Below are 22,744 nucleotides of genomic sequence, written 5' to 3'. Positions count from 1 at the left end.
CTGTCGAAGCGTTTAGATTGATCCAGTTGTGAGCTGATCCCATGCCCGAATTACCCGAAGTCGAAACCACCCGCCGAGGCATTGAACCCAGCCTGCGCGGCCGCACCATCCGGTCGTTCAAAGTCCGACAACCCTCACTGCGCTGGCCCGTGCCCGCGCATTTGACCGATTTTTTACCAGGCCTGGTGATTTCATCGGTCAAGCGTCGCTCCAAATACCTGTTGCTGACATTGACGCAAGTCGATGGCACCTCGGCGGGCACGCTGTTGATTCACCTGGGCATGTCGGGCAGTCTGCGCCTGACGCCGCCTGAGACCGCACCCCGCAAGCATGACCACATCGATCTGATACTGACCGATGGCACCTGCTTGCGCTACCACGACCCCAGACGCTTTGGGGCCTGGCTCTGGACCGACCAGCCACCCAACACCTACCCACTGCTGGCCAAACTCGGGCCGGAGCCATTGAGTGAGGCCTTTGACGGCGACGTGCTGTTTCAGGCGCTGTCACGCCGCAAAAGCGCCATCAAAACCTGTCTGATGAACGCGCACATTGTGGTGGGCGTGGGCAATATTTACGCCAACGAAGCCCTGTTTCTGAGCGGCCTTCACCCCACTTTACGCGCCGACACGCTCACCAAACCCCAGTGCGAAACACTGGCCCGCCACATACGAGAAGTGTTGCAGGCGGCGATTGAACAAGGCGGCACCACGCTGAATGATTTCCTCGCGCCCAGCGGCACGCCCGGTTATTTTGAGCAACGTTTGTTTGTTTACGGTCGTCTGGACGAGCCCTGTCGTCATTGCGGGACACCGATCGAAAAACAGGTCATCAGCCAGCGCGCCAGCTATTTTTGCCCGCATTGTCAGCCACTTTAAACGCGAGAGGTTTCCGGCTTGTACTCCCGCCGGGGTTTCACTAATATAAGAGCATGCCTTTTCAATGCCGGGGACCCGATATGATTGATTTTATCAAGCGCCAAACTGGCTGGTTACTCCTGGTCACCCTCGGCTTTCTGAGTGGTTGCTCCTCCCAGAACGATGCCCCCACCGCCACGGCCTGGCCAATGATGCAGTCGTGTGAACTGCGCGAATCCGTGTGCACCGCGCAGGCACCCAAAGAGCTGTCGCTGGCTCAGGTGCCGGGCCAAGCGCCCATCACCGACCAGCGTGTGACACTGTCGCTCAGCCCGCGCCCGGTTCAGGTCGCACGCAGCCTTGAGGCCAGTGCGCGGTTGGAAGGGTTTGCCGATGACGCCATCAAATCCGTGGAAATCGATGTGGCGGGCATTAATATGTATATGGGCTACAACCGGGTGCCGCTTCAGCGCCAGTCGCCGGGCCACTATACCGGGCCGCTGATGCTGGCCTTTTGCACCAATGATGAAATGCACTGGCAAGTCACGGTGCTGATCACACTCAATGACGGTCACCAGATTCAGGTGCCGTTTCAGTTGACCACATACAATCAGCAATCCGACTGACACCAATCCAGATAGGGACGTTTATGAACTGGCATCAACTGTCGTCTTCGAGTGTGCTCAAACAATTGGGCACCCACGCCGAAACCGGCCTGTCCGCGGAAGAGGTGGCATCGCGCCAGGCTGAATATGGCCTCAACAACTTGCATCAGGCCGAGCAGACCTCAGCGATCATGCTGTTTCTGGCCCAACTCAAAAACCCCTTGCTGATCATTCTGGCCGTGGGCGCCGTGCTATCGTTCCTGACTGGCCACCACATCGATGCGATTGCAATCAGCGTGATCATTGTGATCAACGCCATGATCTCGTTTGTGCAGGAATACAAAGCCCAGAAGTCCATTGATGCCCTCAAAAACATGGCCGCGCCCAAATGTCTGGCCATGCGCGAGGGCGAGTGGCAGAAAATCCCGGCCAGCGAGCTGGTGCCCGGCGACCTGATCAAGCTCGCCAATGGCGACATCATTCCCGCTGACGCCCGCCTGATCAAAGCCGACAGCCTTCAGATCGACGAGGCCGCGCTGACCGGTGAATCGGAACTGGCACAGAAACAGGCCGAGGCCCTGTCCGAAGCCGATTTGGCACTGGGTGACCAGAGCAACCGGGTCTTTATGAGCACCCCGATCAACCGGGGTCAGGGCATTGCGGTGGTCACTGAAACCGGCATGCAGACCGAGGTGGGCAAAATCGCCGACCTGATGCAAACCACCGAATCCCGCCTGAGCCCACTGCAGCGCCGCATTCAGGAACTGTCACACGCCTTGATCTGGGCGGCGTTCGTAATCGTCGCTCTGATTGTGGCACTGGGCATTTATCAGGGGCTTTCCGCCATGGAGCTGATTACCACCACCATTTCACTGGTGGTGGCAGCCATTCCGGAAGGGATGCCGACGGTGGTCACCATTGTGCTCACGCTTGGCGCCAAACAGATGATGCACCGCCACGCGCTGGCCAAGCAACTGGCATCGGTGGAAACGCTGGGAGCCACCTCGGTGATCTGTTCCGACAAAACCGGCACCCTCACCCAGAACAAGATGCAGACACTCAAGCTTTGGGCCAGCGGTGAAATCTATGACGTCAGCGGCCAGGGTTACGAGCCCAAAGGGGACTTTATCGACCCGACCGGGCACATTGTCACCCCCGAGCACCACTTTCATTTAACCCAAATGCTCAGCTTTTCCGTGCTTTGCTCGGACACCGAATTAATCGAGGAATCGGGTCAGTACCGTATTCAGGGCCTGCCCACCGAAGGCGCGGTGGTGGTCGCGGCGGCCAAGGCCGGCATCACCCCCGACACCCTGCAGAACGACTTTAAAGTGCTGCGCACCCACCCATTTGATTCCGGGCGCAAAATGATGAGCGTGGTGGTCGAAGACAAACACGGCCAGCTTCATCTGATTGTCAAAGGGGCGCCCGATGTGGTCAGCCGCCATGCCGATGCGATCGATTGTGGCGACAAACATCTGGACATGGTCAGTAACGAATCCATGATCAACGAGGTGATTGAAGGTTTCGGGCGCGAAGCCCTGCGCACCCTGGCGGTGGCCCATCGGCCACTGAATCCCTCCGACATCGATCTGCCGGTGGAACAACTGGAACACAGCCTGATCATCAACGGCATTCACGGCATCATTGACCCACCGCGTCCAGAAGCCACCAAAGCCGTGCGCTCGGCACACAAAGCCGGCGTGCGCGTGGTGATGATCACCGGTGACCACGCCGTCACGGCCAAAGCCATCGCCGCGCAGATGGGCATTGTCAAAGACGAAACCGCGGATGTCATCACCGGCCCGGAACTGAATCAGATCAGCGACGAGGCACTGATCAATCGCGCCGCCGAGGTCAGTGTCTATGCCCGCGTCACCCCCGAACACAAACTGCGCATTGTCCAGGCGCTGCAGGCCAATGGTGATGTCATTGCCATGACCGGCGACGGGGTCAATGATGCCCCCGCCCTGCGCAAAGCCGACATCGGCATTGCCATGGGTCAGGGCGGCACTGATGTGGCCAAGGACTCGTCCGATCTGATTCTGCTGGACGACAACTTTGCCACCATCGTCAACGCCGTGCGCGAAGGTCGCCGCATTTACGACAATATCCGCAAATTCATCCGCCAGGCTCTGACGGCCAATGTGTCCGAAGTCTCGGCGATTCTGTTTGCGTTTCTGATCATCATCGATGAACCCATGCTCTCCCTGGCGCCATTGATGATCCTCTGGATCAACCTGGTCAGTGATGGCATTCCCGCGCTGGCGCTTGGGTTTGATGCCGCCGAAGACGACGTGATGAAACGCCAGCCCCGCGCCTCGGATGAAAGCTTTTTTGCCGATCATCTGGGCACCCGAATCATTGCCCGCGGCTTGGTGATGGGTGCGATGACCTTTTTCATGTTTTTCCATGCCCTCTCGCAGGGCGAATCAGTCGCCTACGCCCAGACGCTTGCTTTCATGACCCTGATCTTCGGGCAACTGGTGCATGTATTTGACGCACGGACCTTCACTACCCTGTTTCAACGCAACCCTTTCAGCAACCACATGCTGCTGGGCGCGGTGGCGCTTTCAGCCGCGCTGTCACTGCTGATGGTCTACACCCCGTTTGGCAATCTGGCCATCGGCACCGAAGCCTTAAGCAGCGCCCATCTGGCCATGGCGCTGTTTATGGGCGCGTTGCCCACACTGGTGCTTTCATCCATCAAACGCATTACCGGACTCAAATGGCTCTGAGTGATGTGAAGGAATGAAACCATGCGTCATTTAAAGCACCCTCTCATCTCCTACACGCTGGTGGGCGTTCAATTTGCCACGATGGGGGGACTGCTGCTGACCGGCCCTTGGATCCATTCAGGATGGGAATTCATCTTCCAGATCCTTGGCATCGGGCTGGGGCTTTGGGCAGTGCAGACCATGCACCTGGGACACTTCAACATCATTCCCGATCCGCGTCCGGATTCTAAGCTGGTGCAGGCCGGGCCTTACCGCTGGCTACGCCACCCCATGTACACCTCCATCCTGCTGTTTTTCACGCCTCTGGTGATTGTCGCGCCCACGCCTTTGCGCTGGGCACTGCTGAGTTTGCTTTTGCTCGATCTGTTACTCAAACTGCATTACGAAGAAGCCCTCCTGAAAGAACGCTTTGCCGACTACCCGGACTACCAGCAGCGCACGCACAAGCTGATGCCTTTTATCTTCTGATTCCGACGGATGCCATGCCAAAAAGATTGGGGCCGGAATAAGCTCGAAAACGCAGCGTTGAATTGTATAATCGGGATGGTTGTAAAGGCGTTGACGGCACTCTTTATGGACCGTGTCTTCAAACCGACCAGGGAGCGCGAATGGAAGCTGAAATCAAAGAAATCCGTGACCACATCAGCGCTTACCCGCCGTTTCGGGATCTCAGCGATGCTCTGCTCAATGACATCGCCACATCGGTGGAAATTGCCTACTATCAAGCGGGGGCGCCCATCGTCGAATTCGGCGACCCCATCCACTATCTCTTTTATATCCGCAGTGGCGCCGTCGAGGTCTATTTACGAAATGGCGAGCTTTACAACCGTCTCGATGAAGGCGACATCTTTGGCCACGTTGGCCTGCTGCTCAACCGGCGCGTACGCTCGCCAGTCACGGCCATTGAAGACACACTGATCTACCTCATTCCCGCCGCCGTGTTCGACCGCCTGTGCGACCAAGACGAAAATTTTGCCGACTTTGTCGGGCTCTGGGGCTCGCGCCTGAAAAGCACGGTGGAACAAAGCGCACGCGGCAACGACATGATGTTCACCCCCGTTCGCCGTCTGATCACACGATTACCGGTGATGATCGAGGCCTCCGCGAGTGTCCAGGAAGCAGCCCGTTTGATGACCGAACAGGAAGTGTCCTCTCTGCTGGTACTCGCCCCGCCTGACCACTCGGATTCGGACCGGGTTTTCAGTGATCTTGACGGCCAACAATGGCGACTGAGCGATATGATCACCGATCTGGATTTGCGCGAACGCGTCCTCGCCCAGGGCCTGCCCGCACAAACACCTCTGACGCAAATCACAGATGAAGGGCTTCACACCATTCAGTCGGATGAATCCATCTATGAAGCCATGTTGATCATGTTGCGCAACAACATTCAGAGCCTGCCTGTGCTGCACCGACGTCGCCCGGTCGGTCTGGTGTCTCTTTCGGACATTGTGCGCTACGAAACCGACAGCAGTCTGCACTTGATGAGCAACATCCTGAAGCAGACCAGCGCACGTGGGCTCGAGCGCCTCAAGCCCAACATCCAGGCAGCCTTCTTGCGCCTGGTGGATGAGGGAGCCACCTCTCAGATGATCGGCAACGCCATGTCCAGCATTGGCCGCAGCCTGATGCGACGGCTGGTGGAGCTGGCCGAGGCGGAACTGGGACCACCGCCTGTGCCGTATTGTTTTATGGTGCACGGCTCGCTGGCGCGCAATGACCAGTCCATTACCACCGACCAGGACAATGCTCTGGTCTTGCACGACAGCTTCGACCCGGCGCAGCACGATGTTTATTTTAAAGCGCTGGCACAACGTGTCAGCGACGGGTTGGATGCCTGCGGCTACCCCTACTGTAAAGGCGGCATCATGGCCACCAACCCCCAATGGCGCCAACCCCTGGCCCAGTGGAAGCAATACTTCACAGAGTGGATCGCGGAACCCGACCCGGAGCGGTTGCTGCACAGCTCGATTTTCTTTGACCTGGATGCGGTGTATGGGGAGGAGCGTTTCGTCGAAGCACTGCAGGACCTGATCACCACTCAGGCACCCAAAAACCCGAAATTTCTGGCGGCCCTCGCGCGCAATGCACTCAACCGTACCCCGCCATTGGGCGTCTTTCGCAATTTCGTGATGGAAAAGGATGGCAAGCACAACAATTCCATCAACATCAAACGCCGCGGCGTGGCGCCCATGAACGATGTGATCCGTGTGCATGCGCTGAGCGTGGGGTCACAGGCACAAAACCCGTTTGAACGACTGGATGACATCGATGAAGCCAATATCCTCTCGATCGGACAGACCGACCGTTTGCGCTACGCACTCGAATTCATGGCTTTGGTGCGTTTGCGTCATCAGGCCGATGACATCAAGCACAACCATACCGCCGACAACTCCATCGAACCCGAATACATTTCGGATCACGACCGTCACAATCTCAAGGAAGCCTTTCAGGTATTAAACCACGCACAAAAATACCTGCGCTTTCGCTACCCCGAACGAGGCCGCGGCTAACCATGGGGCTCAAAAATACATCGCCGTCATCGACACAAAGCTGGGCAGATTACTACACAACCCAGGCAAAACACTGTCAGGACCCGACACTTCAGCGTTTTTACGCCACAGGTCTGGTGTCACCGGACACCCCGATCGGCGAAGTACCACTGATGGCACTGGATTTTGAGACCACCGGCATGAACGCCGCCAAACACGACATCGTAAGCATCGGCATGGTGCCCTTTACCCTGCAGCGTATCCGTCCGGCCCAAGGCCATTATTGGGTGGTCAAACCCAGACGCTCCCTGCGCGAAGAATCCATCGTCCATCACCGCATCACCCACTCGGAAATCGAACACGCGCCTGATCTGGAGACGGTGCTCGACGAAGTGCTCGACCGCTTGGCGGGGCATCTTGTGGTCGTGCATTATCGCAACATTGAACGCAACTTTCTGGACGGGGCCATCTTCGCCCGACGCGGCGAGCACTGCCTGTTTCCAGTGATTGACACCATGGTGATCGAAGCTCGGTTTGAACGAGGGCAGCGCTTCCAAACACTCAAGCGGCTTTTCGGCATCGCCCCGCCCTCCATTCGTCTGGCCGCCAGCCGTGAGCGCTATGGCTTACCCCCCTACTCCACTCACCACGCCAAAGTCGACGCACTGGCCACCGCCGAACTGCTGCAGGCCCAAATCGCCCGGCATTATTCGCCCCAGACGCCCGTCAGCGAACTTTGGGCATAAAGGCAAGCACCGAGCCGCTTATCTGACCTTCACCGATTCAGCACCACACTTTTAATCAAGGCAAACACCACCAGGCCTGGTGATAATTGCAGTCGCTGGGCGGAGTCGTGGGTGACTTCGGCAAAGAAGGTTTGCTCATCATTGAGTTTGAGGCGCACCAGCCGACTGTGGTCGTCCTGATCGATCAATTCCGCCACGGTGGCGACCAGATGGTTGCTGGTGCTGATTTTGTGCGGGTCTTCCAGTGCGAGGGTGACGTCGCGCGCCAGAATGCGCACCCGTGATAACTGGCGTTTCGAAGGTCGCCTGCCTTTTGCCGCTCTGGCACCTGACAACGACAAGATCTGGTCGGCCACGCGTACCTGAGAGACATCACCGCTTTCGAGCGGATGGGTCTGCAGTACCGACACCGCGCCCTGGTGATCGAACAACGGCGAGTCGGCCCGGTTGAGCAACTGGGCCAGCGGTTCGACCGATTGGATTCGGCCATCCGCCATCAGCACCACCTGATCGGCCAATCGCTCGACTTCCATCGGGTCATGGGTGATGTAGAGCACCGGCAATTGCAGGCTTTCCACCAGTTCTTCAATCAAGGTCAGTAATTCGGCTTTGGCGCGCCAGTCGAGCGCGGACAGCGGTTCGTCCATACACAGCAGTTTGGGTTGCATCAGCAGCGCCCGGGCAATTGCGACCCGCTGGCGCTCGCCGCCGGAGAGAAAGCCGATGTCGCGGTCCAACAAATGCCCCACGCCCACTCGCTCGACAATCTGATCGAAATCCGCAGGCGCTTTGCCTTTGGGCAGGCGTTTGATGCCGTAGTCCAGATTCTGGCGCACGCTCAAATGCGGGAACAAGGCCGCATCCTGGAACACAAACCCGATATCACGCTCGGCGGTGGGCCGATGTTGTTTGCCCGACTGCCAGAGTGTATCGCCGAACATTAACTGACCACGGGTACGCTTATCCAGCCCGGAGATGGCACGTAGCAAGGTGCTTTTGCCACTGCCGGAACGTCCGAACAACACCGTCACCCCCGACAGCGGTAGCTCGAAGTCGCCACTGTCGAGCACAAACCCGTCCAGATCCAGCGTCAGATTGCCTTGTAAGGTCACCGATTTCATTGCTTAGCCCACCTTCACTTCAAATTTGCGGTTGAGGCCATAGACCAGCATCAACACCGCCAACGAGAACACCAGCATCATCGCCGAGAGCAGATGCGCCTGCGCGTATTCGAGGCTTTCAACGTGATCAAAAATGGCAATCGAGACCATGCGGGTCTCACCCGGGATGTTGCCCCCGACCATCAGCACCACGCCGAATTCACCCACCGTGTGCGCAAAGCTGAGCGTGGCGGCGGTGAGAAACCCGCGCCGCGCCAGTGGCATGACAATGGTGCGAAAGCGATCCAGAAAGGAGGCGCGCAAGGTGGCCGCCGCATCCAGCAACCGATCAGGAATGGTTTCAAAGGCATGCATCAGCGGCTGCACCGCAAACGGCAGCGAATAAAACACGGAACCGATCACCAAACCGGTTTTGCTGAAGGTCAACTGGCCCTCGTAGCCAAACCAGCTCAGGGTTTCGGTGACCATGCCATTGGGATTCATGATAATCAGCAGATAAAACCCGAGCACAGTGGGGGGCAACACCAGCGGCAGTGCCACCAGCGCTTCGAGCAATACTTTGTTGCTCGATTTCATTCTGGCCATCCACCAGGCCAGCGGCGTGCCCAGCACCAACAGCACCAGCGTGGTGAGGGTGGCGATTTCCAGCGTCAACCAGATGGGCGACCATTCGATTTCAATGCCAAACAGCGTCATGCCTGCGTCCTTTTAAAGCGTTAGGGCGTACGATACCCGAAACGCGCAATGATGTCTCTGGCGGTGTCGGTTTTGAGAAACTCGACAAAGTCGGCAATGGCGGCATTGTCCTGCCCGCGTTTGAGCACCAGTGCACCCTGGTTGATGGGCGTGTAGCTGTCGGCCGGGACCACCCAGTATTCGCCTTTTTCATAGACCGGGCTTTGTGGGTCCACCACTTGCGACATGGCCACAAACCCGATGGGCGCATTGCCGGTGGCAACATATTGAAAGGCATGCGCAATGCTTTCCCCATAGACCAGTTTCTTTTCCACCCCGGCATAAACGCCCGCGCCTTTCAGAAACTCGACTGCGCGGTCGCCATAAGGGGCGTTTTTGGGGTTGGCCACGGCCAGATGCTTAAACTGGGCGTCTTTCAACACCTCAAGGGCCTGCGTTTTGACCGGATATTGGTCGCTGTAGAGCACAATCTGGCCCTGAGCGTACACAAAATATGTGTCAGCTAACCCAATGCCATCGTCGATGGTCTTTTTGGGGCGACGTTCATCGGCCCCGAAAAACATATCAAACGGCGCGCCGTTGCTGATCTGTGCGTAAAGCTTGCCGGTGGGGCCGAACGAAAATTTCAATTCGTGCCCGCTTTCCTTTTCAAACGCCTCGCCGATCACTTCCATGGTTTTGGTGAAGTTGGCCGCTACCGCAATGGTGGCGCTCTCACTGAACGCGGGCACTGAAAAAGCCGCAACGGACAAACCAAACAGGGTTTTGGCAAAAAAACGTTGAATCAAACTCATACAAACACTCTCCTTATTACCTTTAATACATATCGAGAAACAAAAAATTTTGAGCCCATGACTTGCTCCTTATTCAGCCACCGCCAACAACACATGGCTGGCTTTGACCAACGCGCAAAAGGGCTCGCCCTCGGCCACGCCCAGCGACTCGCAGCTTTGGTTGGTGATCATGGCCGAGACCTGCTGCTGACCGCCCAGATCGAGCGTGACATCGGTGTTGACCGCCCCTTTGTCCAACGAACGGACCTTACCACAAAAACGATTGCGCGCACTGGTTTGCATGCCATCGTCTTTTGCCAGGATCACAAAGCTGGCCTTAATCAGGGCATAGGCGTCACTGCCCACAGCAATGCCCAGACGTTCCAAACTGGCCGGCGTGATCTGGGCCACCACACGCAAACCGTCGCGCACCTGCAAGGTCACATCGCAATTGACCGCCCCGGTTTCAATGTGGGTCACGGTGCCAAAAAACTGATTGCGCGCACTGGTTTTCATCGACATTCTCCTGATCAAGTCCAATTGATCCAACATCTCCGGCGGCTGCTGAGACAGCGTTTCCAACCAGGCCTGCATCTGCTGTTCAAATAACCGATAGGCCTGCAGCAACGATTCGCCCGCTGGCGTCAGCACCATGCCGCCGCCGCCGGCACCGCCTTTCTGGGTGTGCACCAAGGGCGTGTCCGCCAATTGGTTCATGGCCTCGACGGCCTGCCAGGCGCCTTTGTAACTCATGCCGCAGGCCTTGGCCGCGGCATTGAGCGAGCCCAGATGCGCAATCTTTGATAACAGCGTCAGACGACGCTGGCCCGAACGCGACTGTTTGGAGCCCAGCAGAAACGATTGCACCAGTTTTTCCGGTTGCGTTGCCTCGGTCACGTTATACCCTTTAGTACATAACGAGAGGTACTTTACGTCATCAACGTCGCGCATGCAATGGTTTTTTGACCAGGCCTGGTCAAAAACAGGTCAGCGTTTTTCCTGCAGGGCCTCGGCCACCACCGGATGCACAAAGTCAGAGACATCGCCACCCAACGCAGAGATTTCACGCACCAATGAGGACGAAATAAACGCGTATTGTTCCGCCGGGGTCATGAACATGGTTTCCACCTCGGGTGCGAGTTTACGGTTCATCGACGCCAACTGAAATTCGTACTCGAAATCCGACACCGCGCGCAGTCCACGCAGCAGCACATTGCCTTCAATGCGTTTGACGAAGTCCACCAACAGACCATCAAACCCGATGACTTCGACATTGGGCATGTGTGCGGTGACCTCTTTGGCCAGTGCCACCCGTTTTTCCAGGGTGAACAAAGAAGTTTTGTTGCGATTGTCGGCAACCGCAATCACCAGCCGTTCGTAAAATCGGGCCGCCCGCTCAATCAAATCAAAATGGCCACAGGTAATGGGGTCAAACGTACCGGGGTATACCGCTGTAATCGACATAGATCAAACGTCCTTTTTCACCAGGCCGAACCGGACCTGCGAGGTGGTTTTTTCTTTGACCAGCGCCCACCCTTGCAGCAGGACTGGCCAGTCTAAGTGTTTTTCCTGCTCCAGATACAACCAGGCCTGGTCGCTGAGCCAGTTGTTCTGAAATAACGCGTTGAGCGTCGGTTGCATCAGCCCCTGTTCAAACGGCGGGTCCAGAAAAACGCCGTCAAACGGCGCCCGGTCGTTGGGTCGCGAGCTCGCGAGCCAATCGAGCACACTGCGCTGCAACACCGTGGCCCGCTCTGAAGCGCCCGGCAACCGCGCAAGGTTTGCCTGAAGCTGCGCCGCCGCGGGGGCAAAGGCCTCCACCAACGTGACCGATTGCGCCCCGCGCGACAGCGCTTCCAGTCCCAGTGCACCCGTACCGGCAAACGCGTCCAGCAGCTGCGAACCCGGCAGCTCAAACTGCAGCCAGTTAAACAGGGTTTCGCGCACCCGATCCGAGGTGGGGCGCAAACCATCGGCACTGAGCACTGGCAGTTTGTGTCCACGCCAGTCACCACCGATCAGGCGGATCTGCCCGCCAGCCTGATGCCCCGGCGTGCGGCGTGGCGTGGTGCGTCGTTTTGAGCGGCGGCGTTGTGTCATAGACTCCTCACGATGAGACCGGTGCCCAGTATGTCACCCAGGGCAGCAACCAGGCGGTGGCGATGCCTGACAGCGCCATGGCCAGACCGGAAAAAGCGCCCATCAAGGGTGACAACTGAAACGCCCGTGCAGTGCCAATGCCGTGTGCGGCCACCCCAATGGCCAAGCCTTGAATGCGCTCATCTCGGCATCCCATCCAACGCAACAGCCAGGGCCCGATCAGCGCGCCCACTACGCCGGTGAGCACCACCAGAACGGCGGTCAGGCTGGGCACCCCGCCGATCTGTTCGGAAATGCCCATGGCAATGGGCGCGGTCACCGACTTGGGCGCGAGCGTCATCATCATCGACCAGTCGGACCCGGCCAGCCAGGCCAGCAGCATGGCGCTGGCGGCCCCAAACATCACGCCAATCCCGACGCCAAAGGTAATGGCCCGCCAGAGCTCGCGCAAATGCGCGCGCTGCTGATAGAGCGGAATCGCCAGCGCCACCGTCGCCGGCCCCAGTAGAAAATGAATAAACTGACCGCCGGCGAAGTAGTCGCTGTAGGACAGGTCCGTGATCTGCAAAAACATCACCAGCGCCACAATCGACAACAACACCGGGTTCAGCCAGGCAGGCGAGCCGAAACGCTGTCCCAGCCAGACTGCGCCACTGTAAGCCACCAGCGTCATGGTCAAACCGGTCAATGGCGTGGCCGCCAGGTACACCCACAGCTGTTGCAAAGGCAGCGTCTCCGTCATCCGTCCGACCGCTCCGGTTGGCGCATGGTGCTGCGGCGCTGGGTTTTCTGACTGACCCAGGCGGTGACCATCAGCGTCAGCACCGTGCCCAATGTCAGGCTCAGCACCACCGCCCAGACATTGGCCATGAGCGCGTCCAGATAGATCATGGCGCCCACTCCGGCGGGCACAAACAACAGCGACAGATGATTCAATAACCCTTTGGCCGCCTGATCCAGTGCCGGAGGCGTGTCACCGCGCCAGAACAACCAGCCCAGCAGCAACAGCATCCCCACCACCGGACCAGGCACAGGCAAGTGCAACAGGCGAACCGCCATTTCACCCAGCAACTGAAACACCAATAATCCGGTTAACCCATAAAGCCAGGTCATACGGCTCCTTTCGTTCTGCCCCGGTCGCATTTTTAACCAGGCCTGGTTGTGATTGCGCTTAATGGGCGTTATTTTAACGTCATACTGGGATGGAACGAAGGATTTTGCCATGACCGAATTCAACCCGCACCCCTCGGCCAAGCAAAAAAGCCCGCACCGGCATCGCGAGAAAAACCTGGGCACCCCGGAGCTGATCGCGATTGCCCTGGGCGGCATGGTCGGCGGTGGGATTTTTACCGTGCTGGGCATATCGGTGGGCATGATCGGCGTGTTGACGCCGCTTGCCTTTCTGATCGGCGGGGCCGTGGCGCTGCTGGCGAGTTATTCCTATGTCAAACTGGGCGTTTACTTTAAAGACGAAGGCGCAAGCTACGCTTTTTTTAAACGCACCTTCCCCGGCTCACATTTTGCAGCCTCGCTGATCGGCTGGTATGTCATTTTCGGTTTCATCAGCACGCTTGCGATCTATGCTTACACCTTCAGCGCCTATTTTTTAAGCAGTTTTGAACTGGAGGCCTCGACCTGGCTGCGGCAACTGGTGGCGATTGCGATGCTCGGCGTGTTTGCGCTGATCAATATCTGGAGCGTCAAAGGCATGGGGCGTCTGGAGGATTTTCTGGTCTATGGCAAACTGATGATACTGGCGGTCATCGCCTTTGTGCTGATCAACTACGGCGATGCCTCATTGCCCGAACTGATGCCGGACACCGATCAACCCCTGGCGTTCGGGTTTCAGGTGTTGATTGTGGCGGCCTTGACGTTTGTGGCTTATGAAGGGTTTCAACTGGTGGCGAATGCCGTCAATGAAATCGACGCGCCGGAGAAGCGTCTGCCGACTGCCATGTACAGTGCCATTGGCATTGCCGCCGGCATTTATTTTCTGATTGCGTTGGGGGCGGTGCTGGCGATCCCGTTTGAACAGATCATCGAAAACAAAGAACACGCCCTGGCCGCTGGCACCAGCGAGGCATTGGGAAAATGGGGCTTGTACCTGATGATATTGGGGGCGCTCATGGCCACCAGCAGCGCAGTCAGCGGCACCTTGTTCGGTGCGTCCCGGCAGATGGCGGTGATTGCCGAAGATGGCTATTTCCCACCGGCTTTGGGCAAACGCTCTGCCCAGCACATCCCCGTGATGGCGATTGTGACCATGGCGGCAGCGGCGTCCGCTCTGATCCTGATCGGCAATCTGAAAATGCTGGTGGAGTTCGGCAGCATCACCTTTTTATGGGTGTCGCTGTTGATGGCGGTGGCCAACTATCGCATTCGCCGTTTAACCGGGGCGCATCCGGTGATCACTCTGAGCGCAATTGTCGCTCTGATACTGGCGGTCGGATTGATTTTGTATTACGAAATACGCCACGCCCCGGCCGAAGTCACATTCATTGTCGGACTCTATGTCCTGCTGACCCTCAGTGCCTGGGGCTATTCACGCTGGCATTGCCGCCAGCGTCACTGACGCCTTATTGTGGCTGACCGACCAGAATACGCGTGGCCTGATCAAACGTCATACGTTTCTGCCAGGCCTGCAGAACGGCTTGCTTGTCCAGCGCCGCAATTTTCTTGGGAAACGCGTCGAGATAATCCAGTGGCAGATCGTAGAAACCGATCATCGACACATACCCGGCAATTTTGCCGTTGCTGTCCAGACGCAACGGGAAGCCGCCGATCAGATTGCTTTTGATGGCCTCCAGCTTCTCGTCAGAAAAACCGTCCATAAAACCTTTCAGAGTCGCCTCCACCACGTCCAGCGCTTCATACGCCTTGGCATTTTGCGTGGACAGACGAATCATAAACGGTCCGGCCTGACGCATGGGGATAAAGCCACTGGATACGCCATAGACCAGCCCGCGCTTTTCTCGCACTTCTTCCATCAGCAGCGAGGCAAAGCCGCTGCCACCGAGCAGATGATTCCCCAGGAATAAGGCGTAATAATCGGGATCACCCCGTTTGACGCCCAGCGTCGCCAGCATAATCTGAGTCTGGGTGGCATCAAACTCGGTAACCGCTTTGCCCGGTTGGGCCACCGTTTGCACCGCAGGAATCGGTTCCGGACGGTTTCCTGCCGGCAGACGCTGGGTCAGGCGCTCGGCCAGGGCTTCGGCCTCAGCGCGACTGAGATCGCCGACAATGGTGATCTGAGCGTTTCGGGCCACATAGTAGCGGTCATAAAACGCTTGCAACCGGTCGCGGGTCAGTGTGTCCAGACTGGCCAACGTCCCTTCGGTCGGATGCGCATACGGATGGTCGCCATACAGACGTGACCACAAAGCCATGGAGGCCAGCGCCGGAGGCTGGGTGGCTTTTTGCTTGATCGCCACTTCCAGACGGGCCTTTTCACGCGTCAGAATTTCGGGTCGAAACACCGCCTCGACCAACAGCTGCTCAAACAGGTCCACTGCCGGTTCATACAGACGGTCACGGGTCAGCGTGCGCAATGACAGGGTGGCGCTGTCGCGCCCGGCGCTCTGTCCGAATTGCGCGCCTAACTGGTTAAAGCCCTGAGCAATCGCGGTTTCATCCAGTTTGGGCGTGGCGGTGCCCAGCAGACGGTTGGTCATGGCCGCCAGACCATGGGCATCGCCGTCTCGCGCCGAACCGGCATCAAAACGCAGCTCTATATCGACCATCGGTAACTGTTGCGCGCCCACGTAATAGACGTCTGTGCCTTTACTGGTTTGCCAATGTTCAATCTCCACACTGGCCGCGGCGGTCATGCTCAGAACACTGGCACCCATTGCGGCCAGCAGCTGGACCGCTGTTTGTCGAATCGCTTGCATGGTTTGTCGCATCAGTGCATTCCTCCGGCTGGCGGCGCTTTGCGGCTTACGTCTTCTCCATTGGGATAGAGGTGGGCGTAGGTGGCTTTGTCGGCTTTCAGGTATTTTCTGGCCACAGCGCGCACGTCTTCAGGCGTGACCTGACGCAGGTTTTTGGCCCAGTTGTCATACGTATCCAGCGGCAGGTTCAGGCTGGCAAGCATGCCCAGCAAACGCGCCTGCGCTTGAATCGAGTCCTGGTGGTACACATGCTGGGCTTCGGCCTGTGCCAAGACACGCTGAAAATCGGTCTCACTGATCAGTTCGGTCTTCAGCCGCTCGATCTGTGCCCACAGCAATTGCTCCACCTCATCCAGACTTTGTCCCTGCTTGGGTGTGGCATTCAACGTGAACAGACTCTCCCAGCGGCTGGTGCTGTCATACCAGCTGGCGGCCGAGTTGAGTTTAGACTGATTCACCAGTTCCGTGGTCAGGCGTGCGCTGTCATCCCCATCCAAAATGTGATTGAGTACGGCCAGCGCATACACTTCGGATGCGTCTTTCGCTGTGACCAGAGAAGGCACATGAAAGCCCATCAACAGTTCCGGCGTGTGCGTGGCCGCTTTCAACGTCATGCGGCGCTCGCCGTTCTGGGGCATTTCCACCTGAGGCTTGGGAGGCTCGATGGTCTCGGGCGCGTGCTGACCGTAATAGGTCTGCGCCCAGTCAAGCACCTGTTCGGGATCCACGTCCCCGACCACCACCAACGTGGCGTTATTGGGTGCATACCAGCGCTTGTACCAGGCCTGAACATCTTCCAGGGTCCAATTCTGAATATCGCTCATCCAACCGATCACAGGGTGGTGCTGCGGACTGTTGATGAATGCAGTGGCCCGGAACAGCTCATACAATTTTGAACTGGGGCGGTCTTCGGTCCGCCAGCGACGTTCTTCGGCCACGACATCCCGTTCGGTCTGGAAATGTTCATCTGAGATGTCGATGTTGCGCATGCGGTCGGCTTCGAGCGCCATCATTGTTTCCAGATGCTGAGCGCCGATGACCTGATAATAAGCGGTGTAGTCACGCGAGGTAAACGCATTGTCCTGTCCACCCAGACGCGAAACAATATCGGAAAACTCGCCGGGCCCACGGGTTTTGGTGCCCTTGAACATCATGTGTTCGAGCATGTGTGACAGACCGGTACGGCCGCTGTGCTCAAAATTGGAGCCGACTCGATACCAGACCTGTTGCACCGCCACCGGCGAGCGATGGTCCTCCTTAATAATGACACGCATGCCATTATCGAGTTCGGCAGTGTGAAGACTCGCCTGTGCCAGACTGCTAAAAAGCCAGATGGCACTGAGCCAACCCAAAAACCACCAGGCCTGGTTAAAATGCCTGCGCGTCGCTGTCATCGTTACGCTCCTGTGTTCGGTGTTTGTACCACGATTGGTTTATAATACCGAAAAAATCGGTTTCAACCCTGAACAAACGCTGGAAACACCTTCATGCTTAAGCTGTTTAAACGCAAAAAAGACACTGACGTATCCAATGACGCGTCAAGCGAGCTCGAATCAACGGACACCAATGCCCAATCGCACGAGTCCTTGACCGAGTCGACTTCCGAGCCGTCGACCGCAATCGAAACCGCCCCTGCGGCCTCCGAGCCGAAACAAGGGTTGTTTGCCCGCCTGAAATCCGGACTGAGCAAAACGCGCAAAGGCTTGAGCGATGGCCTGGCCAGTCTGGTCCTGGGGCGCAAGGAAATCGATGACGACCTGCTGGATGAATTGGAAATGATTCTGCTCAGCGCCGACATCGGCATTGAAGCCACCGACGAAATCATTGAAAACCTTACCGATCAGGTTTCACGCAAAACCCTGAAAGACCCGCAAGCGCTGATTGACAGCTTGAAAACACAGCTGTGCGCAATGTTGGAACCTGTCACCCAGCCGCTGACATTACCGGATTCGGATCGGCCTTATGTGATTTTGATGGTAGGCGTCAATGGCGTGGGCAAAACCACCACCATCGGCAAACTGGCCAAAAAATTTCAACAGGACGGGCAATCGGTCATGCTCGCCGCCGGGGATACCTTTCGGGCGGCCGCGGTGGAACAACTGCAAACCTGGGGCGAGCGACACCAAGTACCGGTGATGGCACAAAAAACCGGCGCCGACTCGGCCGCCGTTATTTTTGATGCGATCCAGTCCGCCAGCGCCAAAAACATGGATGTACTGATTGCGGACACAGCCGGACGGTTGCACACCCAGTCCAACCTGATGGAAGAATTGAAAAAGGTCAAACGGGTCATGCAAAAAGTGGACGACACCGCACCGCATGAAATCATGCTGGTGCTCGATGCCGGCAACGGTCAGAATGCATTGAGTCAGGCCAAACAGTTTCATGAGGCGGTGGGCGTCACCGGCCTGACCCTGACAAAACTGGACGGCACTGCCAAAGGGGGGATCATTGTGGCCCTGTCCAAACAGCTGGGCTTACCAGTGCGCTTTATTGGCGTGGGGGAATCGGCCGACGACTTGCGTCCTTTTGACGCCAAAACCTTTGTGGATGCTTTGTTTGCGCGTGATGATCAGTAATGATGCGGCTGCCCGATACTGAGAACGCCCACGAGCTCTATGCCTTCAAAAAGGGTTATCGTACAGCCAAAGCAGGGCTTGCCCAGACGTTCATGCCGAGTCAAATCCGCTATGAGGCCAACCTGCGGGATTATTTCGTCGCCGGTTACGAACAGTACCAGGCCGATCTGGCTGAATCCACGCTCGCGTCTCGCCACAAACCCTGGCGCCAGCGCCTGGCCTGGTGGGTGATGATGGCCTTGGCGGGTCTGGCCACAGCAGGGCTGATGCTGCACAACATTGAATCCGAGCGATCCCCTGATGCACCGTCAGATGCCAACCTGGCAAGCACAACGCCTGAGCCAGCCAACACAGTCTCTGAGGCATCTCCCCTTTTTTTGCAAACAACGCCGTCACAGATGGCCGATTCGGCTAATTTAGCCGCTGACACAACACCAGACAAGCCGGAAAGCGCCGAGACAAAGCCAAAATTGAGTTTAATCTCTGACCAGGCCCGGCAAGATCTCAGCGAGCGCAAGCAAGATCTGGCCAAGTTAAATGCGACCCACGATCCAGTTCCGCCTGTAACAAGCTCTTCAGTCGATGTTCGACGCATGACACTGGCTCGATCTGTGCAGTCAATGGAGCCGACCGGGGTGCTCAATCATCCAGTTCCTAAATACGTCCGCCGCATCGTGTTTTTCACCGAGGTGGTTGGCGCAAAAGGCCAGACCTTGACGCACCACTGGTACCACCGCAATCGCTCCATGGCAGAAATTGAACTCGACATCGGAAGCGACCGCTTTCGTACCTGGTCGAGCAAACGTCTGAGCAGTGCTTGGGCCGGACCTTGGCGGATTGATATTGAAAACGAACGCGGTGAGGTCATTGAACGATTCGAATTTGTTTATATCGCTCAGAATCAAGAAACATCCGGGCAATAAAAAAGCCGCTCAAAGCGGCTTTTATAAACAATGTTTGAGTCGCAACACGTTCAGTCTGTATATTTTTCAAAGACCAGAGACGCGTTGGTACCACCAAACCCGAAGCTGTTGCTCATGATGCGATTCAGTCCGGCATTTTCAACCAGCCCGGTGACAATCGGCATACCTTCCACATCGGGGTCGAGGTTTTCGATATTGACTGAGGGCGCAATAAAATCATTTTCAAGCATCAACAGGCTGTAAATAAATTCGTGCACGCCCGCTGCCCCCAGAGAGTGGCCTGAAAGCGACTTGGTCGAACTGATTTTAGGCACGTCATTGCCATAGACTTCACGAATCGCCGCTGCTTCTTTGGTGTCTCCAACCGGGGTGGAAGTGCCATGCGGATTGATGTAGTCCACTGGACCCTGCACGCCATTGAGCGCCATGTTCATACAGCGTACGGCCCCTTCACCGGATGGGGCAACCATATCATATCCATCCGAATTGGACCCATAACCGGTGATTTCGGCGTAAATTTTCGCGCCACGCGCCAGTGCGTGCTCAAGCTCTTCCACAACTACCATGCCGCCGCCACCGGCGATGACAAAACCATCCCGACCCGCATCATAAGCACGTGAGGCTTTTTCCGGGGTGTCGTTGTATTTCGTGGACAAGGCACCCATGGCATCGAACAGCACCGACATGGTCCAATCCAACTCTTCCCCACCACCGGCAAACACAACATCCTGTTTGCCCAGTTGAATCTGTTCCACCGCCGTCCCGATACAATGGGCCGACGTCGAACAGGCGGAGCTGATGGAGAAATTGACGCCCTTTATTTTGAAAGGCGTGGCCAGACAGGCCGAAACCGTACTGCCCATGGTGCGGGTCACCATATAGGGACCGACACGTTTCACGCCGCGGGTTTTGGCTGTTTCAACCGCTTTGACCGATTGCGCATTGGAACCACCACCGGAACCTGCGATTAAGCCAGTGCGTACGTTGGAAACCTGCTCTTCGGTCAGACCGGCATCTTTGATCGCCTGATCCATCGCAATATAGGTGTAGGCAGCCGCATCGCCCATAAAACGAAGCGTTTTGCGATGGATATGTTCAGACAGGTCCAGGTTCTTAATCGAACCGTGTACCTGCGAACGCAGCCCGTTTTCTTTGTATTCCGGTGCGAACTCGATGCCGGAACGTCCGTTTTTCAAGGAATCCGTCACCGCTTGTTTGTCATTGCCCAGGCTTGAAATGATCCCGAGACCGGTAATAACGACTCTTTTCATGTTAAAAATTATCCGTATTAGTAAACAGTCCGACTTTCAAATCATCCGCCGAATAAATTTCACGTCCATCTACATAAAGGTGTGCGGTCGCAATGCCCATGTAGAGCTTACGCTTGATCACGCGCTTCATATCGACGACATACTCAACTTTTTTGGCTTTGGGCAACACTTGTCCATAAAACTTGACTTCACCGGCACCCAAGGCACGCCCACGCCCAGGGCCGCCGGTCCAGCCGAGGAAAAAGCCAATCAATTGCCACATAGCATCCAGCCCCAAACAACCGGGCATGACCGGATCGTTATTAAAATGGCAGTCAAAAAACCACAGGTCTGGTTTTACGTCCAATTCGGCGCGCAGTTGTCCCTTGCCATAAGCACCACCTTCATCCGAAATGTGTGTGATGCGATCAAACATCAGCATAGGCGGCAGGGGCAACTGGGCATTGCCCGGGCCGAATAATTCACCCCGCCCGCAGGCGAGCAGTTCTTCTTTGGTGTAGCTTGATTGCTTTTCCATTCAGTTTCCAGATAATAAAAATTTTGGGTATTATAACAGTTGCCAGAAATTCATTACAATCAAAGCGGAAGACTCAATTTACAATTCTATTGGTCTGCGCGCTACGACTTATAATCATTGACCTTCTTAGTCATGGAAGCTTTATACAGGAGGGGACCGTTGCCTAACAGCAACGTATGTTCGGGGTAATTATGGAACGTAAGACAACAAACAAAAAAGCCTCCTAAAAGGAGGCTTTGAGATATGGTGCCGAAAGAGGGACTTGAACCCCCAACCTACTGATTACAAATCAGTTGCACTACCAATTGTGCTATTTCGGCTGAATGAGGCGTATTATAGTTTTTCTTTTGAGCATGTCAAGCAAAGAACCTGCTAGAAACTCAATTTTGTACCGAGAGATTAAGCTTCTTCGATGACTCTAACCATGCCTTTTAATGTCAAATCTTCGATGTACTCAAAAGAACGGTCCAGCATGCCCTGAATCACCGGGAAATCACCTCCTGTACCCACGCAATCAAAACGGCGTCCGGTCTCCGCTTCCATGTCTTGGACCAGATGATTGATGTACGCAGCCGTCATGTAAAGCGTGCCGCCCAAGACCCCGTTTTCGGTGTCTTTCGCCAGAAGAGAGCGCCCTGCTGGCTCAGTCAAAGGTTGTTTCAAACTCGCCTGTTTCACTTGGGCGGTTTTATCAAACAGCGTTTGACGCATCAAAGACAAGCCGGGGACAATAAACCCACCTTGATGCACACGGCCATCGACCACATCAATGGTTAATGCTGTTCCGGCGTCAACGATCAACGTTGGCTTTGCTCGTCCATTGGTTGCACCAATGATGGCCATCCAGCGATCCACACCTAATTGTTCGAACTGCTGGTAACCGCATTCAATTCCAGCGCTTTGATGCTGTGTCGTCAACATGGTGGGGTAACAGCCAAAATTCGTCTGTATCTGCTCGATAAATAATGAATTGCGTTCCGCACTGGCGACAGAGCTTAGAAACACAGCATCAATCGGCTCACCCTGCAAGTCAAAGTCTTCGATCACCCGTTGTTGATCGACCGATGCATTGGTGATTCGCCCCAAGTATTCATAACCGGCCTCGCTGACAAGGGCCGCTTTGATCTGCGAATTCCCTAATTCAAAAAATAATTTCATAGTGTCCTAAGTATCGTTCTTTATCCCATGCTCACAAGCAGACGCATCAGCATGCAGCTTACTCAAGCTTGCGCCCTATCGGCAGGCTATCATACACAATTAAAATAGAGCTTAGCGGGTTTGTCACCATCCACTGATGCCTAAACGTCAGACATAAAAAAACCCATGAGGGGCTACCTCACGGGTTTGGGATATAAGCTTGGGGATGACCTACTCTCACATGGGACCTCCCACACTACCATCGGCGCTGAGACGTTTCACTTCTGAGTTCGGCA

22 protein-coding genes and 1 tRNA gene are annotated in these 22,744 nt (G+C 56.3%); 9 read left to right on the top strand and 14 right to left on the bottom strand.

Going from position 1 to position 22,744, the window contains the following annotated elements; translation table 11 throughout:
• Nucleotides 1–41: 41 nt before the first annotated feature.
• The 6 genes from mutM to AVO41_RS07200 all read left to right on the top strand — a co-directional run bounded on the left by mutM (nt 42) and on the right by AVO41_RS07200 (nt 7,438).
• Entirely contained in the window at nt 42–878 is an 837-nt protein-coding gene (gene mutM, locus AVO41_RS07225) for a bifunctional DNA-formamidopyrimidine glycosylase/DNA-(apurinic or apyrimidinic site) lyase (protein WP_068584921.1), read from the top strand.
• Between the two features lie 80 nt (nt 879–958).
• Entirely contained in the window at nt 959–1,483 is a 525-nt protein-coding gene (locus tag AVO41_RS07220; protein ID WP_068584917.1) for a hypothetical protein, read from the top strand.
• Between the two features lie 23 nt (nt 1,484–1,506).
• Entirely contained in the window at nt 1,507–4,200 is a 2,694-nt protein-coding gene (locus tag AVO41_RS07215; protein ID WP_068584913.1) for a cation-translocating P-type ATPase, read from the top strand.
• Between the two features lie 21 nt (nt 4,201–4,221).
• On the top strand, nt 4,222–4,668 hold the full coding sequence (locus AVO41_RS07210; RefSeq protein WP_068584910.1) for an isoprenylcysteine carboxylmethyltransferase family protein: 447 nt from the start codon (nt 4,222–4,224) through the stop codon (nt 4,666–4,668).
• Between the two features lie 140 nt (nt 4,669–4,808).
• Complete coding sequence (locus AVO41_RS07205) at nt 4,809–6,713, top strand: DUF294 nucleotidyltransferase-like domain-containing protein (protein ID WP_068584907.1); 1,905 nt, start codon at nt 4,809–4,811, stop codon at nt 6,711–6,713.
• 2 nt (nt 6,714–6,715) lie between these two features.
• Nucleotides 6,716–7,438, top strand: coding sequence for a 3'-5' exonuclease (locus AVO41_RS07200; RefSeq protein ID WP_068584904.1), 723 nt, complete (start codon nt 6,716–6,718; stop codon nt 7,436–7,438).
• Nucleotides 7,439–7,467: 29 nt separating this feature from the next.
• Here the strand turns inward: AVO41_RS07200 and modC are convergent, their stop codons facing one another.
• The 8 genes from modC to AVO41_RS07160 form a co-directional block, all read right to left on the bottom strand.
• The gene (modC, locus tag AVO41_RS07195; RefSeq protein WP_068584902.1) at nt 7,468–8,559 is read right to left on the bottom strand and encodes a molybdenum ABC transporter ATP-binding protein; all 1,092 of its coding nucleotides are present in this window, start codon (nt 8,557–8,559) and stop codon (nt 7,468–7,470) included.
• Between the two features lie 3 nt (nt 8,560–8,562).
• Nucleotides 8,563–9,255: a molybdate ABC transporter permease subunit gene (gene modB / locus AVO41_RS07190; protein WP_068584898.1), complete on the bottom strand. Its 693-nt coding sequence runs from the start codon at nt 9,253–9,255 to the stop codon at nt 8,563–8,565.
• A gap of 20 nt (nt 9,256–9,275) precedes the next feature.
• Entirely contained in the window at nt 9,276–10,049 is a 774-nt protein-coding gene (modA, locus tag AVO41_RS07185) for a molybdate ABC transporter substrate-binding protein (RefSeq protein WP_068584895.1), read from the bottom strand.
• Nucleotides 10,050–10,118: 69 nt separating this feature from the next.
• Entirely contained in the window at nt 10,119–10,925 is an 807-nt protein-coding gene (locus AVO41_RS07180) for a TOBE domain-containing protein (protein ID WP_068584892.1), read from the bottom strand.
• 90 nt (nt 10,926–11,015) lie between these two features.
• Nucleotides 11,016–11,492: a pantetheine-phosphate adenylyltransferase gene (gene coaD, locus AVO41_RS07175; protein WP_068584889.1), complete on the bottom strand. Its 477-nt coding sequence runs from the start codon at nt 11,490–11,492 to the stop codon at nt 11,016–11,018.
• Between the two features lie 3 nt (nt 11,493–11,495).
• Nucleotides 11,496–12,128 carry a 16S rRNA (guanine(966)-N(2))-methyltransferase RsmD gene (gene rsmD, locus AVO41_RS07170; RefSeq protein ID WP_068584886.1) on the bottom strand — a complete coding sequence of 211 codons (633 nt, stop codon included), beginning with the start codon at nt 12,126–12,128 and terminating at the stop codon, nt 11,496–11,498.
• Nucleotides 12,129–12,135: 7 nt separating this feature from the next.
• Nucleotides 12,136–12,870: an LrgB family protein gene (locus AVO41_RS07165; protein ID WP_068584884.1), complete on the bottom strand. Its 735-nt coding sequence runs from the start codon at nt 12,868–12,870 to the stop codon at nt 12,136–12,138.
• Nucleotides 12,867–13,352: a CidA/LrgA family protein gene (locus AVO41_RS07160; RefSeq protein WP_235584697.1), complete on the bottom strand. Its 486-nt coding sequence runs from the start codon at nt 13,350–13,352 to the stop codon at nt 12,867–12,869. Before AVO41_RS07160 ends, AVO41_RS07165 begins: the two co-directional genes overlap by 4 nt.
• Here AVO41_RS07160 and AVO41_RS07155 point away from each other — a divergent pair.
• On the top strand, nt 13,351–14,700 hold the full coding sequence (locus AVO41_RS07155; protein ID WP_068584880.1) for an APC family permease: 1,350 nt from the start codon (nt 13,351–13,353) through the stop codon (nt 14,698–14,700). The two genes, AVO41_RS07160 and AVO41_RS07155, sit on opposite strands and share 2 nt — an antisense overlap.
• 4 nt (nt 14,701–14,704) lie before the next feature.
• Here AVO41_RS07155 and AVO41_RS07150 read toward each other — a convergent pair whose 3' ends face one another.
• Nucleotides 14,705–16,033, bottom strand: a complete 1,329-nt coding sequence (locus tag AVO41_RS07150; protein ID WP_082676635.1) for a pitrilysin family protein — start codon at nt 16,031–16,033, stop codon at nt 14,705–14,707.
• The gene (locus tag AVO41_RS07145; RefSeq protein ID WP_068584878.1) at nt 16,033–17,415 is read right to left on the bottom strand and encodes a pitrilysin family protein; all 1,383 of its coding nucleotides are present in this window, start codon (nt 17,413–17,415) and stop codon (nt 16,033–16,035) included. Before AVO41_RS07145 ends, AVO41_RS07150 begins: the two co-directional genes overlap by 1 nt.
• Nucleotides 17,416–17,508: 93 nt before the next feature.
• Between AVO41_RS07145 and ftsY the strand changes: the two genes are divergently transcribed.
• Nucleotides 17,509–18,600: a signal recognition particle-docking protein FtsY gene (gene ftsY / locus AVO41_RS07140; RefSeq protein WP_068584876.1), complete on the top strand. Its 1,092-nt coding sequence runs from the start codon at nt 17,509–17,511 to the stop codon at nt 18,598–18,600.
• Nucleotides 18,600–19,523: a DUF2914 domain-containing protein gene (locus AVO41_RS07135; protein ID WP_082676634.1), complete on the top strand. Its 924-nt coding sequence runs from the start codon at nt 18,600–18,602 to the stop codon at nt 19,521–19,523. Before ftsY ends, AVO41_RS07135 begins: the two co-directional genes overlap by 1 nt.
• A gap of 50 nt (nt 19,524–19,573) precedes the next feature.
• Here the strand turns inward: AVO41_RS07135 and fabB are convergent, their stop codons facing one another.
• The 4 genes from fabB to AVO41_RS07115 all read right to left on the bottom strand — a co-directional run bounded on the left by fabB (nt 19,574) and on the right by AVO41_RS07115 (nt 22,469).
• The gene (gene fabB, locus AVO41_RS07130; protein ID WP_068584871.1) at nt 19,574–20,794 is read right to left on the bottom strand and encodes a beta-ketoacyl-ACP synthase I; all 1,221 of its coding nucleotides are present in this window, start codon (nt 20,792–20,794) and stop codon (nt 19,574–19,576) included.
• A gap of 1 nt (nt 20,795) precedes the next feature.
• Complete coding sequence (gene fabA, locus AVO41_RS07125) at nt 20,796–21,311, bottom strand: 3-hydroxyacyl-[acyl-carrier-protein] dehydratase FabA (protein WP_068584869.1); 516 nt, start codon at nt 21,309–21,311, stop codon at nt 20,796–20,798.
• A gap of 244 nt (nt 21,312–21,555) precedes the next feature.
• Nucleotides 21,556–21,631 (bottom strand) — tRNA-Thr (locus AVO41_RS07120).
• 79 nt (nt 21,632–21,710) lie between these two features.
• Nucleotides 21,711–22,469, bottom strand: coding sequence for a type III pantothenate kinase (locus tag AVO41_RS07115; protein ID WP_068584867.1), 759 nt, complete (start codon nt 22,467–22,469; stop codon nt 21,711–21,713).
• Between the last annotated feature and the right edge of the window lie 275 nt (nt 22,470–22,744).

Source organism: Thiomicrospira sp. WB1 (genome assembly GCF_001507535.1).
Taxonomy (GTDB): Bacteria; Pseudomonadota; Gammaproteobacteria; order Thiomicrospirales; family Thiomicrospiraceae; genus Hydrogenovibrio.
Note: the sequence above shows the minus strand (reverse complement) of the source record. Positions and strands in the feature narration are given on the sequence as shown.

Coding starts and splice junctions, on each gene's coding strand:
- mutM (WP_068584921.1), top strand. CDS start 42: ATGCCCGAATTACCCGAAGTCGAAACCACCCGCCGAGGCATTGAACCC.
- AVO41_RS07220 (WP_068584917.1), top strand. CDS start 959: ATGATTGATTTTATCAAGCGCCAAACTGGCTGGTTACTCCTGGTCACC.
- AVO41_RS07215 (WP_068584913.1), top strand. CDS start 1,507: ATGAACTGGCATCAACTGTCGTCTTCGAGTGTGCTCAAACAATTGGGC.
- AVO41_RS07210 (WP_068584910.1), top strand. CDS start 4,222: ATGCGTCATTTAAAGCACCCTCTCATCTCCTACACGCTGGTGGGCGTT.
- AVO41_RS07205 (WP_068584907.1), top strand. CDS start 4,809: ATGGAAGCTGAAATCAAAGAAATCCGTGACCACATCAGCGCTTACCCG.
- AVO41_RS07200 (WP_068584904.1), top strand. CDS start 6,716: ATGGGGCTCAAAAATACATCGCCGTCATCGACACAAAGCTGGGCAGAT.
- modC (WP_068584902.1), bottom strand. CDS start 8,559: ATGAAATCGGTGACCTTACAAGGCAATCTGACGCTGGATCTGGACGGG.
- modB (WP_068584898.1), bottom strand. CDS start 9,255: ATGACGCTGTTTGGCATTGAAATCGAATGGTCGCCCATCTGGTTGACG.
- modA (WP_068584895.1), bottom strand. CDS start 10,049: ATGAGTTTGATTCAACGTTTTTTTGCCAAAACCCTGTTTGGTTTGTCC.
- coaD (WP_068584889.1), bottom strand. CDS start 11,492: ATGTCGATTACAGCGGTATACCCCGGTACGTTTGACCCCATTACCTGT.
- rsmD (WP_068584886.1), bottom strand. CDS start 12,128: ATGACACAACGCCGCCGCTCAAAACGACGCACCACGCCACGCCGCACG.
- AVO41_RS07165 (WP_068584884.1), bottom strand. CDS start 12,870: ATGACGGAGACGCTGCCTTTGCAACAGCTGTGGGTGTACCTGGCGGCC.
- AVO41_RS07155 (WP_068584880.1), top strand. CDS start 13,351: ATGACCGAATTCAACCCGCACCCCTCGGCCAAGCAAAAAAGCCCGCAC.
- AVO41_RS07160 (WP_235584697.1), bottom strand. CDS start 13,352: ATGGCAAAATCCTTCGTTCCATCCCAGTATGACGTTAAAATAACGCCC.
- AVO41_RS07150 (WP_082676635.1), bottom strand. CDS start 16,033: ATGCGACAAACCATGCAAGCGATTCGACAAACAGCGGTCCAGCTGCTG.
- AVO41_RS07145 (WP_068584878.1), bottom strand. CDS start 17,415: ATGACAGCGACGCGCAGGCATTTTAACCAGGCCTGGTGGTTTTTGGGT.
- ftsY (WP_068584876.1), top strand. CDS start 17,509: ATGCTTAAGCTGTTTAAACGCAAAAAAGACACTGACGTATCCAATGAC.
- AVO41_RS07135 (WP_082676634.1), top strand. CDS start 18,600: ATGATGCGGCTGCCCGATACTGAGAACGCCCACGAGCTCTATGCCTTC.
- fabB (WP_068584871.1), bottom strand. CDS start 20,794: ATGAAAAGAGTCGTTATTACCGGTCTCGGGATCATTTCAAGCCTGGGC.
- fabA (WP_068584869.1), bottom strand. CDS start 21,311: ATGGAAAAGCAATCAAGCTACACCAAAGAAGAACTGCTCGCCTGCGGG.
- AVO41_RS07115 (WP_068584867.1), bottom strand. CDS start 22,469: ATGAAATTATTTTTTGAATTAGGGAATTCGCAGATCAAAGCGGCCCTT.